Consider the following 14,802-nt stretch of genomic DNA (forward strand, 5'->3'; position numbering starts at 1 on the left):
GTAGACATGTTGCAAGAACGATATCGCTGGCGTGCATGGCAGCGGCCGTCCTGGCATTCAGCGAGGCCTATGCGACGCCATTGATCACCGAGGAGGAGGCCAAGCTGCCGCCGCCGAAGGGGGCGGTGGCGGTGGATCGGCGCGGCATCCTGCGGGGTCCCAAGGTCGATCTTGTCTCGCCCGGCGACACGGTGCGATCTCCGGTGCATCTGCAGCTCAAGTTCGAATCCTTTGGCGGTACCAAGATCGACCTCGAGTCGGTGAAGATGACCTTTCTGCGCACGCCGAATGTCGACCTCACGGCGCGGATCAAGCCGTTCATGCAGCTCAGCGGCGTCGATATGCCAAACGCCGAGCTGCCGCCCGGCGAATATATCGTCCGGGTCGACGTGAAGGACAGCGAGGGTCGTCCCGGTAGTGCCAGCTTCATCCTGAAGGTTTCGCCCTGATACGAGCATGGATTGTCCGTACTGCCTGTCCACCAATGCCGAGGGCGCCCTGGTTTGCGCAGCCTGCTCGCGCGACATCGCGGTACCGGCGACGCTGATCGCCGAGCGGGACGATCTGCTCCGCAAGCGTGATCTCCTCCGCAACCAATTGCAGCAAGCGAGGAAGCAGCTCGAGATGATCGTCAAGCGTCGCAGAAAATCCGGCTGACCGGCGATGGAATGTCCGTTCTGCGCCGAAACCATCAAGAACGAAGCGGTCGCGTGCAAGCATTGCTCGCGCGATCTGCGCGTCGTGCGGCCGGTGCTGCTGGAAATCCACGAGATCGTCGCCGAGCTGGAAGGGCTGCAGCGCGACCTTGACCGCGTCAATGCGAGGCTCGAGCGTTATCAGCACCCGCTGCGCTACATTCTCACCCACGCCGTCGCTTATGTCGCGATTCCCGCGCTGCTGCTCGTGGTTGCGCATGTCATCGTCACCATCGTGCTGGATGCGTCCCAGCTTTGGCTGCGCCTGGCCTCGGTGATCATTCCGCTGCTGTTCGGGTTCGCGGCGCGTGCGCTGAACAAGATCTGGATCGAAGAGGCGCTCGCGCTCGGCGTGGCGACGGCCGCCGTCAGCGTGACGTCGATGCTCACCGTCACCGGCCTTCACGATCACGTGCCGATATTGCCTTCTGTTCCGGTCGAGTGGCGTGAGGTGATCGAATATGGCACCAGTATTCTGCTTGCCTTTGTTTCGGGCAACATTCTCGGCATGCTGGTCTTCCAGGTATTGCCGAAGGTGCTTTCGGAAGGCGGCAAGCCGAACCCCGCCGCATTCAGGATTGCCCGTCTGCTGGGACAGCATGTCGGAGAGGAGCAGTTGCGCCGCCGCGCGCGCCTGATCCAGGACCTGATTCAGACCGCGGGGCCGCTGGCCGGCGTCGCGATCACGGCGGTCGGTTCGATCTATACCGGTCTGCGCGGAATTCTGGGCTAGGCGCTCAGTCCGCATCCGCAAAAGGGCCTGCCGTGACGGGATGCGAATGTTAGAATCGGACCACCAGCGTTCGTCAGCGCTTCCGGGTCGGCGCTTCCGCCTGCTTGGCCGGCGCCTCCGTCTGCACCTTGCAGCTTGCGGTGGCGAGTGAGGCGCGCGCCTGTGGCATCAGGCCCGGCTCCGGCGCCAGCGCCTTCATCACGATCAACCCGGTGGCGGTCGGCGAATCGATGATCAGCCGGTCGGCCGCGGTGACTTCCTCGTCCTCCGGCAGATCGTTGTGCTGCGCCTCGGTCATCAGGTCGAGCTCGATCACCTTGCGCCCCGCCGAGCGGTCGTTGATCGCGTAGTAGGCGATCTCGTTGCGGGTATAGAACGACACCGAGGTGTAGGCCTGGCTCACAGGGACCGCGAGCTTGATCGGTCCGGTGGACAGATCGTAGCGGCAGATCGCGGTCGCAAACGCCGGGTCCATGAACGGCATCGGCGAGTTGCCGGGCTCGGCGAGCGGCAGCGGCGTCACCGCGTTGAGCTTGGTCATCGGAGTGAGGCGTGAATAGGCGTCCTGGGTCGCGATCCGCGGCAATGCGAGCACGCTGACCAGATGCACCACGCCGCCGAGCAGCACGCCCGCGATGATCGTGAACACCAGCCGGATCATGGGCAGCCCACCGTCGCGATCGAGGGCATCGGCGCGTCGCGCTGCGTCCGCGTCGCAACCCCGACCGGCGTGTCGTAGAGCCGCAGCATCAGCGCATAGCGCTCGATGCCGCCGGTGGGCAGCCAGTTGCCGGCGCGCGAGCGCGAGGCGACGCGGATCTCGAAGGAGCCGTCGGAGCCGCGGATGATCTCCTGGCTGGTGAAGCCGTAACGCTGCAGCGCGTTGGCGACGAGATGGCCCTTCTGGTCGTAGAGCGTCAGCGTCCAGAACCGGGCAGCAGGCGTCACGCCGCTCACCACGACGTCGCAGCGCCCGTCGAGCGGCTTCTTCCTGTCGTCGGTGGTGGCGGTGAACGCGACGCCGTCGCCGGTGCCGATCGGCAGCTCGCCGTTGCGCACGATGGTGGCGCGCGAATAGGGATCGATGTCGGAGGTGCCGCTCTTCGGCCGCGCGGTCCAGGCGCCGATCGTCAGCGTGCCGAGATCGGTGCCGCGCGTCGCCGTCATCCAGGTTGAGCCGACGCCGACGAAGGCGGCGAGCAGGAGCGCGAGCAGGGTGATGAGGACGAGCCGCACGGGTCTAGTTCTTGCGTGGCGCCGCCGACGGGGTAGCGCTGCCCGGTGCCGCCGACGCAAGGCTTTCCGGGAAGGCCAGCGAACTCGACGAGACCGGCTTGGTCGGTTTGGTCGATTCCTCCGTGGTCTTGGTCGCGGTCTTGGCGGCTTCGTCGAGCAGCTTCTCGACCCGCACCAGGATGTCGGCGCCGCGCCGCGTCAGCACCGGCGGCGGTCCCGGCTTGATCTCCGGCGGCTTCGGCGCGCCCGCCGCGGCGACGGTCGCCGGCGTCGTCGGCTGCGGCAGCTTCTGGCCCATGCCGATGCCCGCGATTTCCTTGATCTCGACGCCCTGATGCGCCACGGTCATGATGTCGTGCCAGGTCTGTGCCGGCAGCGAGCCGCCGGTCATGCGGTTGGTCGGCGAGTAGTCGTCATTGCCGTACCAGACCGCGCAGGTGAAGTTGCCGGTATAGCCGACGAACCAGGCGTCGCGATAGGCATTGGTGGTGCCGGTCTTGCCGGCGGTCGGAATGCCGTCGAGCGCGGCGCGGCGCGCGGTGCCTTCGCTGACGACGTGGCTCATCATGCCCGCCATGTCGGCGGCGGTCGCAGGCGGAATGGCCTGCTTGGGCTTCGGCCCGTCGCGATCCCAGCGCCACACCAGATCGCCGGTGCCGGTTCGCACCTCGAGCACCGAATGCGGCGTCACCGACTTGCCTTTGTTGGGGAAGGTGGCGTAGGCGACCGCGTGCTCGATCACGGTAACTTCGTCGGAGCCGATCGGCAGCGACGGCGTGTCCGGCAGCGGCGCCTTGATGCCGAAGCGGCGCGCCACCTCGACGATCTTGGCGCGGCCGACCTTGGCCGGGTTCGGTGACTTGCCGCCGAGCGCGATCGAAAGCTTCACCGGCACCACGTTGATCGAGCGGGTGATCGCCTGCGTCAGCGTCACCGCGCCGGAATAGGAGTGGCCGTAGTTCTGCGGGCACCAGTTGCCGATGCAGACCGGGCCGTCGACCACGATCGAGGTCGGCTTGAAGCCGTTGAGCAGCGCCGTGGTGTAGACATAGGGTTTGAACGACGAGCCGGGCTGGCGGTAGGCGTCGGTGGCGCGGTTGAACTGGCTCGCGCCGTAGTCGCGGCCGCCGACCATGGCGCGGATGCCGCCGTCGAGGTCGGCGACGACGGTCGCCGCCTGCGTCGCGTGATAGTCGCGGCCGAACTGGCGGAGCTGGTTCTCGATCGCCTCTTCGGCGGCGCGCTGCACGTTCATGTCGATCGCGGTCCGCACCACGAAGACGCGCTCGGTATAGGACCTCGGGAAGGTGTCGACGAGCTTGCGCATCTCGTCGAAGGCGTAGTCGAGATAGTAGTTCGGCGAGTTTTCGTCACGGCGGTCGACCGCGAATGCCGGGTTGCGGCGGGCGCCGAACACCTGGCCCTCGGTCATGAAGCCGGCATCGACCAGGTTGTCGAGCACGACGTTGGCGCGGGCGCGCGCCGCCGGCAGGTTGATGTGCGGCGCGTATTTGGTCGGCGCCTTGAACAGGCCAGCGAGCATCGCGGCTTCCGCGAGATTGACGTCGCGCACCGACTTGTTGAAGTAGAAATGCGCGGCGCCGTCGACGCCGAAGGTGCCGCCGCCCATATAGGCGCGGTCGAGATAGAGCTTGAGGATCTCGTTCTTGGTCAGTCGCGTCTCGAGCCAGACCGCGAGGAACGCTTCCTTGATCTTGCGCTCGATGGTGCGCTCGTTGTTGAGGAACAGGTTCTTGGCGAGCTGCTGGGTGATCGAGGAGCCGCCTTGGCGCACGCCGCCGGCCTGGGCGTTGGTGACGAGCGCGCGCGCCGTGCCCGCGATGTCGATGCCGAAATGGTCGTAGAAGCGGCGGTCTTCGGTGGCGAGCGTCGCCTTGATCAGGTTGTCCGGAAAATCTTCCAGCGGGATCGAGTCGTTGTGCTTGATGCCGCGGCTGCCGATCGGGTTGCCGTAGCGGTCGAGGAAGGTCACCGCGAGGTCGGATTTCTTCAGCCAGTCCTCGTCGGCGGTCTCGCGAAAGGCGGGGATCGCGAGGGTGAGCATCAAGAGCAGGCCGCCGAGCCCGATGGTGGCGGCTTCCGAGAGGGGCTCGATGAACACCCAGCGCTTCCAGCGGCCGACATAGAAGCGGTCCATGAAGGCCGAATAGCGCTCATAGAGCTCGCGCGCGCCGCGCAGCGAAGAGAACAGCCCGGAATCAAAGCGCGCATCCAGATCCAGGCGGAAATTGTTGATCCGCCGCTTCCAATCCTCTGGGATGATCGTGCGCACCGGGACCTAAGACCTTGCCAGTTCGAACCGTTCGATCGCCCCGGCCGGGCGTCGCCAGAACGTCTTGCTGGAGTGTTGCGGCAAACCCAAGGCGGTTTGCTCGCCTCCGGGAGACTCATCCCTATCTAGCCGAGCGGGCTTGATAAACCAATGGTCTGGCTCGCGATTTTAACCGCAAAGCCTAACGCCGCCCCTTGTGGGCGCAGCATTCGCCCCCACTTGCAGGCGGCCTTGGCCTGCTCCTAGAAGGGTTCGATGCAAAACCTCATCGATCAGCACATTCAGCCATGACCGCGCCGCCCAAACGACCCTCGGACCAAGCCGGATTTTTCTGGAAAACCAAGGCGTTGGAGGAAATGTCTGACGCCGAATGGGAAAGCCTGTGCGACGGCTGCGCGCGCTGCTGCCTGGAAAAGCTGGAAGACGAGGACACCGGCCGGATCTATTTCACCCACGTCGCCTGCCGGCTTCTGGATGCGGGCCTGTGCGCCTGCAAGGACTATCCGAACCGATCTGACAAGGTTTCCGACTGCGTCCGGCTCACCCCGGAAAACGTGCGCACCCTCAACTGGCTGCCTCCAAGCTGCGCCTATCGCCTGGTGGCGGAGGGGCGCGACCTCTATTGGTGGCATCCGCTGGTGTCGGGCGATCCCAACACGGTCCATGAGGCCGGCGTCTCCGTGCGGGGCCGGGTGCAGGGAACCGAGGAAGAGATCGCGGTTGCCGATCTCGAAGACCACATCGTGCAATGGCCTGCGCAATTGCCGAAGCGCGCCCGCCTCAAGAAGCGCCCAAAGCCGTAAGCGTTCACGTTTCCGCGAATTCATGGGCACAGCAGCGGGACGCACCTATGCGCTCAACCCGCTGCCGCAGCAGCGCTTTGCCGCCTAAATATGGAGGAAGCCGCGATTCCCCGCGGCTTTCTGCTGCGCAGCAATAAAAAAATCGCCCATGAACAAGTTCGAACGGCAGAGCCGTCGACCTGCCGATGAACAGACATTGCCCGAAGAGCTCGCCGGCGAGCTCTCGCATCTGTCGACCGAGGTGATCGACATCGGCGATGCCCCGCCGATCGCGCCGCGCGCGCCACTGTCTCCCGAAGAGGTCCGCACCATCCTGGCCAGCCTGATGCTGACCATGTTCCTGGCGGCGCTCGACCAGACCATCGTCGCCACCGCGCTGCCGACCATCGGCCGCCAGTTCCATGACGTCACCAATCTGTCCTGGGTGATCACGGCCTATCTTCTGGCCTCGACCGCGGTCGCGCCCGTGTTCGGTACGCTGAGCGACATCTACGGCCGCCGCGCCATGATCATCGTCTCGCTGAGCCTATTCCTGTTGGGCTCGGTGCTATGCGCGGTGGCGCCGAACATGCCCGTGCTGATTCTGGCGCGGGGCCTGCAGGGGCTCGGCGGCGGCGGCATCCTGCCGCTGGTGCAGACCATCATCTCCGATCTGGTCACGCCGCGCGAGCGCGGCCAGTACCAGGCCTATTTCAGCGGCGTGTGGGTCGCCGCCGGCGTCGGCGGCCCGATCCTCGGCGGCGTGTTCGCCGAACATCTGCACTGGTCGATGATCTTCTGGATCAACGTGCCGCTCGGCCTTGCCTCGCTCGGGATGCTGCTGCCGAAGATGGCCAAGATCCCGACCTATCACCGTCGGCGCAAGGTTGACTGGCTTGGCGGCGTGCTCCTGATGGCCTCCGCCGTCGTGATCATGCTGGTGCTGACCTGGGGCGGCAATCGTTACCTCTGGCTGTCGCCGACGATCCTTGCGATGGTCGGTGCCTCGATTGCGCTCGCATTCGCCTTCGTCTGGTACGCGCGGCGGACGGACGAGCCGTTCCTGCCGCTGCCGCTGATGGGCGGCTCGGTGGTGCCCTATGCCATGGGTGCTGGCGGCTGCGCGCTCGGCGCGATGATGGGTCTCACCGTGCATCTGCCGCTCTATTACGAGGTCGTCTATCGCCTGAGCGCCAGTGAGGCCGGGCTTGCGCTGATCCCGCTCGCGGCGATCTCGACCGGCGGGGCCGCGATCGCCGGCCGCACCATGGCGCGCGCCAGGCACTACAAGCGCGTCGCGGTGGTCGGCACGGCGGTTGCCGCCGTGTGCGGCGCCATCATGGCGCTGACGACGCTGCCGCTGTGGGGGCTGCTCGTGCTGCTGTCGGTGTACGCGCTCGGCTCGGCACCGCATTCCCGATCAGCGTGGTTTCGCTGCAGAACGCGGTGGTGCGTTCGCAGGTCGGCACCGTCACCGGCGCGATGAATTTCTTCCGCGCCCTGATGGCTTCACTGATGGTCGCGGTCTTCACCGCCATCCTGTTGATGGCGCTCGGCGCGGATATCTCGCTTGCGGGTGAACATCGCGGCCCGGTGAGCTCGATTCCGGTCGCCGACATGGTCATCGCGTTCCGCTACGTGTTCGGTGCGGCTGCGGCGCTGATGGTCGGTGCCATGCTGTGCATGATCGCGATGGAGGAGCGGCCGCTGGCCGGCCCCGCATCGCGGCCGATGGAGATGGCGGAGTAGGGGTGTTCCAACCCCGGCGCTCGATTCCCGGAAATGACTGCTCTGGAAGGTGATCCACAGCGGACGTTCGCTCGGCATCTGCTGAGTTCAGGGAAATCCCGCAGTAGGCGGCTTGCACGCCTATGCGGCCGGGCGGTCTCTGTATCTTTTTTGCGACTTGCGCTCGTAAAGAAGAATTTATTGGGTTCGGCACGGCGCCTGCTTACTTCAAGCATACAGCATACTGGATGCCCGGAGGGCAGGCTTGTCCGCGACCGACCCGGTCGTGGCCGCTGGTGTGCTTGCCACACGAGCGGACAGCAAAGCCGTGTCGAACCAGGACCCTTCTTCTCCAGCAAACGAGCGGCGAAGGCCCGATGCCGGCAAGAACGAGCAACCGGTTTCGAACCGGGCCAAGGCCATTTTCGTCGCCGTCCTCGGCGCAATTCTTGTACTGGGCTATCTGCTCATGACCGAGCTGGCCGACGACACGAGCGCGGAGCACTGCATGATGGCGCACCGCAAGAATTGCGGCGCAATCGAATGGCCCTCGAAGTGACGAGGGCGGGCCCCAAACGCGTTATCGACGTCGATACGCTGCTTGTCACGCCTTCGGATCTTGGCGTCGAATCTCGACACTTGCTTTGGCGTCTGCTGCCTGGGGTAAACCGGACGTCGTCGGGGCATGACCCAGTCGACGCGAATGGCGTCTGAAAAGACCATGCGGCCAGCGTGCGGCGTGCCGCGTCTTTACCACCAGCGCTGTTGCATCGGTTGATAGTATTGGCCGGCGCGCGGACGCGTATTGCCAGGTTGGTTGCCAGGTTGGGAGTTCCAGTTGCGCTGGAAAAAGAAGCCGAAGCCGTCATTGCCCCAGTCGTTGCCGCTTGCAACGGGGACCTCGACCGTAGGCCGGCGCGTCACGAAGCCGCCCTGGGGCTGGTTGTTCAGCACCGCCACAAACTCGGTGCGATAGTTGGTTTCGCGGCTCAGCGGCTCGTCCGAGACGATGATCGAGGATCGCGGCAATGCCGTTGGCGCGATGCGGTCGAGCACATCCTGCGGGATAGTAATGCGGTCGAGCGCGTCCTTGGCGTCGTCCCCGTCGTCGATCGTGACCGCGGTCCAGCGCAGGCCGGCATCGTTGCGCGCCATCGCCGTGAACACATGCGTGCCGATTCGCCTGTCGGGATTGCGGATCGTGACCGGAACCTCAATGGTCGCATCGAACACCTCGCCCCCGTCCGGCCACTGCTTATGCGTGTTGCGCCGCACGTAAAGCTTCTGCGTCGCGCGGCTGATGTAGAGCGAGACCGGCTCGAGCGCGAGCTTCGCCTCGCGCGCCGCCTTGGCGGTGTCGGCCTTCCTGGTCTGGGCCGCTTTGGCGGCGTCCTTTGCGGCGGCGGCGGCGTCGAGTTTCGACTTCGCGTCGGCCTTGGCGGTGTCGAACTGCGTCCCAACTTCCGCGGCCCGAACGGCGGCCTTCTGCTTCTGCTCCTCGGCCCGCGCCTTGGCCTGGTCCGTCTTTGCGGCGGCGAGCGTCTTGTCGGCGAACGCGAGCTCGGCGTCGGCGCGGGTCTTGAGCCACTCCAGCTTGCGCAGCGACGCCGTGAGCGATGCCGTCTCGCGCGCCGTTGTCGCGGCGGCTTTCTTCGCCTCGTCGGCTGTCCTGGCCGCTTCCTCGGCCTCGCGGGCGAGCGTTTCGGCGCGCGCCGGAGCAGCCGCGATGGCTTCCGCGCGCGGCACGAATAGCGCCGGGTGGGAAAACTCGACTGGGGCGGCGTCGTTCGGCGCGATGATCACCCGCATACCGATCCACGTCTTGTCGAACAAGTTCTCCGCAAAGTCGTAGGGCATTCGCACGCAGCCGTGCGAGGCCGCATAGCCGGGCAGCGGCCCGCCGTGCAGCGCGATGCCGTTCCAGGTGATGCGCTGCATGTTCGGCATCCAGGCATCGTCATAGAGGGTCGAGTGGTGGTCCTTGTCTTTCTCGATGACAGCGAAGACGCCGGCAGGCGTCTCGCGTCCCGTGGTGCCGGTCGACACCGGCGCGCGCAGGATCCAACCCTCGGCGTCGTAGAAAGTGACCTGCTGAGTCTTGATCGACACGATCGCCATGATCGGCTCGCCTGCATCGCGCGGCGCCGTCGCCTCGACGGGTGATGCGGTGCGCGCCTGTCTCGCCGCGGCGTCGGAGGTCAGCGCCGCAAGTAGCGCCATTGCCGCGAGCGTCACAACGGCGGGAAATCCCCAATGTCGTATCGCCACGGGGGATTGCGCCGTCATGAGTCGATTTACCATGCCATGCCCCGGTTGAAATGCCTGTCTGCGCTTGCGTCGATCAAGATTGGCGACGAGCTTATTTGACTCACCCCGAAACGGCTAGTGGAGCGGATTTGACGTTCGCTACCCCTTCACCGCGATTCCTGGATGCGAACGTCAAATCCAAAGCTCCACTAGAAACAATCATTTGCTAGTGGTCCTTTGATTCTAACATTCGCAAAAGAGCCTGCCGTGACGGGATGCGAATGTTAGAATCGGACCACTAGACCGATCCGATATCGCCTGCCGGCCCGTTTTCCGACGTCACACGATGTCCGGCTTAAGTCCGGAATGGGGCACCAAGGCGGACGTCTGCGGATCATTCTGAATCTATCGGTTCATGCCATGGCCCGGCGGCGCGAGCCTTGCGTCGATCTCCTCGCGCAACTGCGCAAAGTCGATCGGCTTGGTCAAAAGCCCCTGCGCGCCGCTTTCGAGCGCCTTGCGCCTGGTTTCGGCATCGCCATAGGCCGTGATCATGATCACCGGCACCTCGGGCCTGATCTCCTTGACCTTGGGCAGCATTTCGAGCCCCGTCATCCCGGGCATGTTGATGTCGGACAGGACCAGGATCAGCGATTGGCCGATCGAGGAGGCGATGCGCGACAGCGCGTCGGCGGCGGAATTGGCAAAGTCCATCACAAAGCGTTGCGCGCGCAGGTCGCGCCGGAATTGCTGGCGGAACAGGGCCTCCACGTCGGGCTCATCATCCACCACAAGAACAAGAACGCTCACGTCTAACCCCTGGTCCTATTTGAAAAATTGCTGGTTCGCGGCAATAGCAGGATGAATTCGGTGAATTCCCCCGGAGCAGTATCGACCTCGATCGTGCCACTGTGCTGTTTTACGACGATGTCGTGGCTCATCGACAGCCCAAGCCCGGTGCCTTCGCCGGCCGGCTTGGTGGTGAAAAAGGGATTGAACATCCTTTCCTTCACCTCGGGTGGAATTCCCGTGCCGTTGTCGCGAATCCGGATCTCGACATGGCTGCCACGGTTTCGCGTCGTGGCGCGGACGGTGGGCTCGAAGACAGGCTCGCCCTCGGCCTTGCGCTTGGTCACCGCATAGAAGGCATTTGCGATCAAATTCAGGAGCACCCGGGTGATTTCCTGCGGGAACGCCTCGATCGTGCCGGCATCGGGGTCGAGGTCGCGCTGCAGCGTGACGTTGAATTGCGGCTTCTCGGCGCGGGCGCCGTGATAGGCGAGGTTGATGCTTTCGTCGACGAGCGCGTTGACGTCGGCAGGGCGGTGCTCGCCGGAGCCTTCGCGCGAGTGCAGCAGCATGCTTTTCACGATGGAATCGGCGCGCTTGCCGTGCTGCACCACCTTCTCGAGGTTGTCCTTGAGCAGCCCGGTCAGCTCGTCGACATCAGCGCGGATTTTCCCGGCAAGTGTCGCCTGCGCGAGCACGTCGTTCAGTTCGTCGGTCAATTCGGCCGACAGCGCCGCGAAATTGTTGACGAAGTTGAGCGGGTTCTTGATCTCATGCGCGATGCCCGCGGTGAGCTGGCCGAGCGAAGCGAGCTTCTCGGTCTGGATCAGGCGGTCCTGCGCGGTGCGCAGCTCTTCGAGAGATTTCGCGAGTTCCCGGGTGCGCGCCTGCACCTCGTCGAACAGGCGGACGTTCTCGATGGCGATCACCGCCTGGTCTGCGAAAGTCTGGACCAGCTCGATCTGCTTGTCGACGAACGGCTCGACTGTTTCGCGGCCGAGAAACAGCACCCCGATGGGGTCCCCTGATCGAAGCAGCGGAACGCCGAGCAGCGTGCGAAAGCCGCCGGCCTTTTGCACTTCGGGATATGCGTATTCGGCATCAGCCAGAACGTCGCCGATTTGCACGGCCTTGCGCGCCAACAGGACGCGTCCGACCAGACTGCCGCGCTCAGGACGCAGTCGAAAGGCATCCGAGACCGCCGCCCACTGCGCGGGAAAGTTGTATCTGGTGGCGTGGTGGTAGCTGCCGTCGGCCTCCTGTCGGACGATCGCAGCCATGTCCGCACGGCAGAGCCGCGCCGCCGATTCCGTCAGCGTGTCGAGGACGATCTGCAGGTCGAACGCCGAGCGGCTGATCACTTTCAGCACGTCGGCGGTCGCCGTCTGCTGCTGCAGGGACTCGCTCAAATCGTCCGTTCGTTCGCGCAACTCGCGAAGCAGCCGCGTGTTCTCGATGGCGATGACGGCTTGCGCTGCGAACTGCTGCAGGAGCGCGATCTGCTTTTCCGAAAACGGCAGTTGCTCCTGCCGGAAGATCATGACGTTGCCGACCACGCGCTCGTCCTTGAGCAGAGGAACCGCGAGCAGGCTGCGCGCACCCCCGATGTCGACCAGGGCGCGGCGGTTGAGGTCGCCGCGGCGATACGCCTCGGTGTCGACAAGGTCGACGATTTCGACGAATGGTTCGCCCTCCAGCAGGCGAGCCGGCGCGGTGCCCGGGGCGTAGTTGAGCGGCTGGCTTCGCCGGAACTCGTCATAGGCTGGCGGGAGCCCGTGGGTGGCCGCAGTGTGAAACTGCGTACCGTCGAAGGTGTTGAGCACGCCGAAATTGGCGGTGCAGAGCTGCATCGCCTTGCTGAGCATCGCGTCGAACACGGGAGCGAGATCGCCGGCCGAGCTCGAGATGACGCTCAGGACCTCGGAGGTCGCGGTCTGCTGCTCCAGCGCTTCGGAAAGTTCCTGCGTCCGCGCCTGCACTTCGTCGAATAGGCGGACATTCTCGATCGCGATCACCGCCTGGTCGGCGAAGGTGGTAACGAGCTCGATCTGCTTGTCGGTAAAGGGCCGCACCTTTCGACGCAACAGCACGAGCGCGCCGACGGGCTTTCCTTCGCGCAGCAGGGGTACACCGAGAAACGTGCGGGGGTCGCCGCTAAGCCTCTGGGCTTCCGAAAAGGTGTAGTCGGGGTCAACGTGCACGTCGGGCACATGGGTCACCTTGCCGTCGAGCAAGGTCCGCCCGGTAATGGTCGAACGTTCAGGCTTGACCGGGATGTCCTTGACATAATCCATGAACTGCGGACCAAACCCGTATGAACCGGCACGGAAATACTCGCCGCCCTTTTGACGGGTGATCGCTGCCATATCCGCCTCGCACAGACGCGCCGCCGACTCGACGAGGGTATCAAGCACGATCTGTAGATCGAATGCCGACCGGCTGATGACCTTCAGCACGTCGGCGGTCGCGGTCTGCTGTTGGAGGGATTCTTCCAGGTCCGCCGTTTTCGCCTGTACCTCCTCGAACAGCCGCGCATTCTCGATCGCGATCACTGCCTGGTCGGCGAAGGTTTGCAGCAGCTGCACGTGATGTTCGGCAAAAGTGCCTGGCTGGACGCGGGTCACCGCGATCAATCCGATCGAGGTGCCCTTGTTCACCAGCGGCGCGAACAGCATGCTGCGGAAGCCGCGTGCCCGCGCAATCGCCAGGATTTCGCCCGTCAAGGCCTCGGTATCGGTGATCTGCGTGACTTCGCCGGCCTGCGCCACCTTGAACGGTTCGAAATAGGCGACTGGAAGCGGGAAGGTTGATTTGAGGATTTCATCCGCCTCCGGCGTCGTTGGCGTGAACGCCGCGAGGTGAGTCTGGCCCTCGATGAAGCGGTAGACGGTGCTGGAGAAGCCGCCAAGCAGGCGCTTCGCACTTTCCACGATCGTCTCGAAAACCGGCTGCACGTCCGATGGCGAGCTCGCGATCACCTTGAGCACGTCGGCGGTCGCGGTCTGGCGTTCCAGTGCTTCCCGGGTTTCGTTGAACAGCCGCGCATTCTCGATCGCGATGACCGCCTGGTCGGCGAATGTCTTGAGGAGCTGGACGTGGTTGTCGGCGAACGGCCCGGGTTTTGCGCGCGTCACGCTGATGATGCCGATCGGCTCGCCGCGGTTCATCAACGGCGTGAACAGAACGCTGCGGAAACCGCGCAGCCGTGCCAGGTCCCGGTTGGCAGGCGGCACATCGGGGGCCTCGGTATCCGGAAATTGCACGGTCTGGCCGTCGCGGACCAGCGCAAAGACCTGAAACTCGGCGAGGGACCGCGGGAATGCCCTGCTGAGCGCCGCGTCCGCCGTCGGCGTGGTCGGCGTATAGGCCACCAGGTGCAGCTCGTCGCCGATGAAGCGCAGGACCGTGGTCGAAAAGCCGCCGAGCAGGCGCCTGGCGCTCTCGGCAATGGCCGTAAACACCGGCTGCACGTCCGAGGGCGAGCTTGCGATCACCTTCAGGATGTCGGCCGTCGCGGTCTGCCGTTCCAGCGCATCGCGGGTCTCGTTGAAAAGACGCACATTCTCGATCGCAATCACTGCCTGGTCGGCGAAATAGCGCAATAAGGCGATCTGGGAATCAGAGAACGGCCTGACCTCCTTGCGATAGATCGTTATCGCGCCGCGCAACGATCCGCTTCGGCGAAGCGCAACCACCAATGCGGATCGCGCGCCGCCGAGATCCACCACGGCTCGGCGCCACGGATTTCCCGCTCGATAGGCGTCCTCGTCCTTCTGATCCAGATTGTGAATCAGGTCCTCACCGCCCAGCAAACGCCAATGCGCATCTCCCGGCCGGGGTTGATCCGTTCCCGCGGCGAAATACCGGGCGAGCTCCAGCGGCACCCCATGCTGCGCCGCGACCTCAAATTGCTCGCCGTCATAGGTTGTCAGAAATCCGAACGCCGCTTCGCAAAGATGCAACGCCCGATCGAGGATCTCATCGAACACCGGCTGTACGTCGGCGGGGGAGCTCGCGATCATTTTCAAAATGTCGGACGTTGCATTCTGGCCGTCGATCGCGGCGCGCAGCGCGGTCCGCAGCTCGGCGTTCTCGGCCGCCTCCGACTTGAGCTTCCGTTCCAATTCGGCGAGCTGCCGCCTGAGGTCGGCCACCTCGTCCTGGGAGAGTGCAGTCATTCGGTTTGTCAGCCCTTTGCCGGCTGCCGGCTGGCAGCGCAGAGGTCCGGACCGCCGGGTCCTGTATGCATTATCCCATCAGCCGGCTCCCGCGGCCAGCGCTCGGTGCGGCTGTTTCGCC

General features: G+C 64.8%; 11 protein-coding genes and 1 pseudogene. 5 read left to right on the plus strand and 7 right to left on the minus strand.

The window, feature by feature from the left end:
* The first annotated feature begins 35 nt into the window (after positions 1–35).
* A complete protein-coding gene (locus tag QOU61_RS13665) occupies positions 36–449 on the plus strand; it encodes a hypothetical protein (RefSeq protein ID WP_289659190.1) in 414 nt (137 codons plus the stop codon).
* Here the strand turns inward: QOU61_RS13665 and QOU61_RS13670 are convergent.
* Entirely contained in the window at positions 427–768 is a 342-nt protein-coding gene (locus tag QOU61_RS13670) for a hypothetical protein (RefSeq protein WP_289659192.1), read from the minus strand. The two genes, QOU61_RS13665 and QOU61_RS13670, sit on opposite strands and share 23 nt — an antisense overlap.
* Between QOU61_RS13670 and QOU61_RS13675 the strand changes: the two genes are divergently transcribed.
* A complete protein-coding gene (locus QOU61_RS13675) occupies positions 751–1,428 on the plus strand; it encodes a hypothetical protein (protein ID WP_289659194.1) in 678 nt (225 codons plus the stop codon). The genes QOU61_RS13670 and QOU61_RS13675 overlap by 18 nt on opposite strands.
* 73 nt (positions 1,429–1,501) lie before the next feature.
* Here QOU61_RS13675 and QOU61_RS13680 read toward each other — a convergent pair whose 3' ends face one another.
* The 3 genes from QOU61_RS13680 to QOU61_RS13690 are packed head-to-tail and all read right to left on the minus strand — an operon-like array spanning position 1,502 to position 4,957.
* On the minus strand, positions 1,502–2,089 hold the full coding sequence (locus tag QOU61_RS13680) for a DUF1254 domain-containing protein (protein WP_289659196.1): 588 nt from the start codon (positions 2,087–2,089) through the stop codon (positions 1,502–1,504).
* Positions 2,086–2,664 carry a DUF1214 domain-containing protein gene (locus QOU61_RS13685; protein ID WP_289659197.1) on the minus strand — a complete coding sequence of 193 codons (579 nt, stop codon included), beginning with the start codon at positions 2,662–2,664 and terminating at the stop codon, positions 2,086–2,088. The genes QOU61_RS13680 and QOU61_RS13685 overlap by 4 nt, the downstream gene beginning before the upstream one ends.
* 4 nt (positions 2,665–2,668) lie before the next feature.
* Positions 2,669–4,957, minus strand: coding sequence for a transglycosylase domain-containing protein (locus tag QOU61_RS13690; RefSeq protein WP_289659199.1), 2,289 nt, complete (start codon positions 4,955–4,957; stop codon positions 2,669–2,671).
* 287 nt (positions 4,958–5,244) lie between these two features.
* Here QOU61_RS13690 and QOU61_RS13695 point away from each other — a divergent pair, with 287 nt between their 5' ends.
* From QOU61_RS13695 to QOU61_RS13705, 3 genes and pseudogenes are all read left to right on the plus strand, one after another.
* Positions 5,245–5,760: a YcgN family cysteine cluster protein gene (locus QOU61_RS13695; RefSeq protein ID WP_289659201.1), complete on the plus strand. Its 516-nt coding sequence runs from the start codon at positions 5,245–5,247 to the stop codon at positions 5,758–5,760.
* A gap of 148 nt (positions 5,761–5,908) precedes the next feature.
* Positions 5,909–7,488: pseudogene (locus QOU61_RS13700) on the plus strand (MDR family MFS transporter).
* A 244-nt stretch (positions 7,489–7,732) separates the two neighbouring features.
* Positions 7,733–8,026: a hypothetical protein gene (locus tag QOU61_RS13705; protein WP_289659203.1), complete on the plus strand. Its 294-nt coding sequence runs from the start codon at positions 7,733–7,735 to the stop codon at positions 8,024–8,026.
* A 191-nt stretch (positions 8,027–8,217) separates the two neighbouring features.
* Here the strand turns inward: QOU61_RS13705 and QOU61_RS13710 are convergent, their stop codons facing one another.
* From QOU61_RS13710 to QOU61_RS13720, 3 genes are all read right to left on the minus strand, one after another.
* Positions 8,218–9,768, minus strand: coding sequence for a L,D-transpeptidase (locus QOU61_RS13710; protein WP_289659205.1), 1,551 nt, complete (start codon positions 9,766–9,768; stop codon positions 8,218–8,220).
* Positions 9,769–10,119: 351 nt separating this feature from the next.
* Positions 10,120–10,524, minus strand: coding sequence for a response regulator (locus QOU61_RS13715; protein ID WP_289659207.1), 405 nt, complete (start codon positions 10,522–10,524; stop codon positions 10,120–10,122).
* 2 nt (positions 10,525–10,526) lie between these two features.
* Positions 10,527–14,681, minus strand: a complete 4,155-nt coding sequence (locus tag QOU61_RS13720; protein ID WP_289659209.1) for a GAF domain-containing protein — start codon at positions 14,679–14,681, stop codon at positions 10,527–10,529.
* Between the last annotated feature and the right edge of the window lie 121 nt (positions 14,682–14,802).

Origin of the sequence: Bradyrhizobium sp. NP1, assembly GCF_030378205.1 — a bacterium.
GTDB lineage: Bacteria > Pseudomonadota > Alphaproteobacteria > Rhizobiales > Xanthobacteraceae > Bradyrhizobium.

Coding starts and splice junctions, on each gene's coding strand:
- QOU61_RS13680 (WP_289659196.1), bottom strand. CDS start 2,089: ATGATCCGGCTGGTGTTCACGATCATCGCGGGCGTGCTGCTCGGCGGC.
- QOU61_RS13695 (WP_289659201.1), top strand. CDS start 5,245: ATGACCGCGCCGCCCAAACGACCCTCGGACCAAGCCGGATTTTTCTGG.
- QOU61_RS13665 (WP_289659190.1), top strand. CDS start 36: ATGGCAGCGGCCGTCCTGGCATTCAGCGAGGCCTATGCGACGCCATTG.
- QOU61_RS13720 (WP_289659209.1), bottom strand. CDS start 14,681: ATGACTGCACTCTCCCAGGACGAGGTGGCCGACCTCAGGCGGCAGCTC.
- QOU61_RS13710 (WP_289659205.1), bottom strand. CDS start 9,768: ATGGTAAATCGACTCATGACGGCGCAATCCCCCGTGGCGATACGACAT.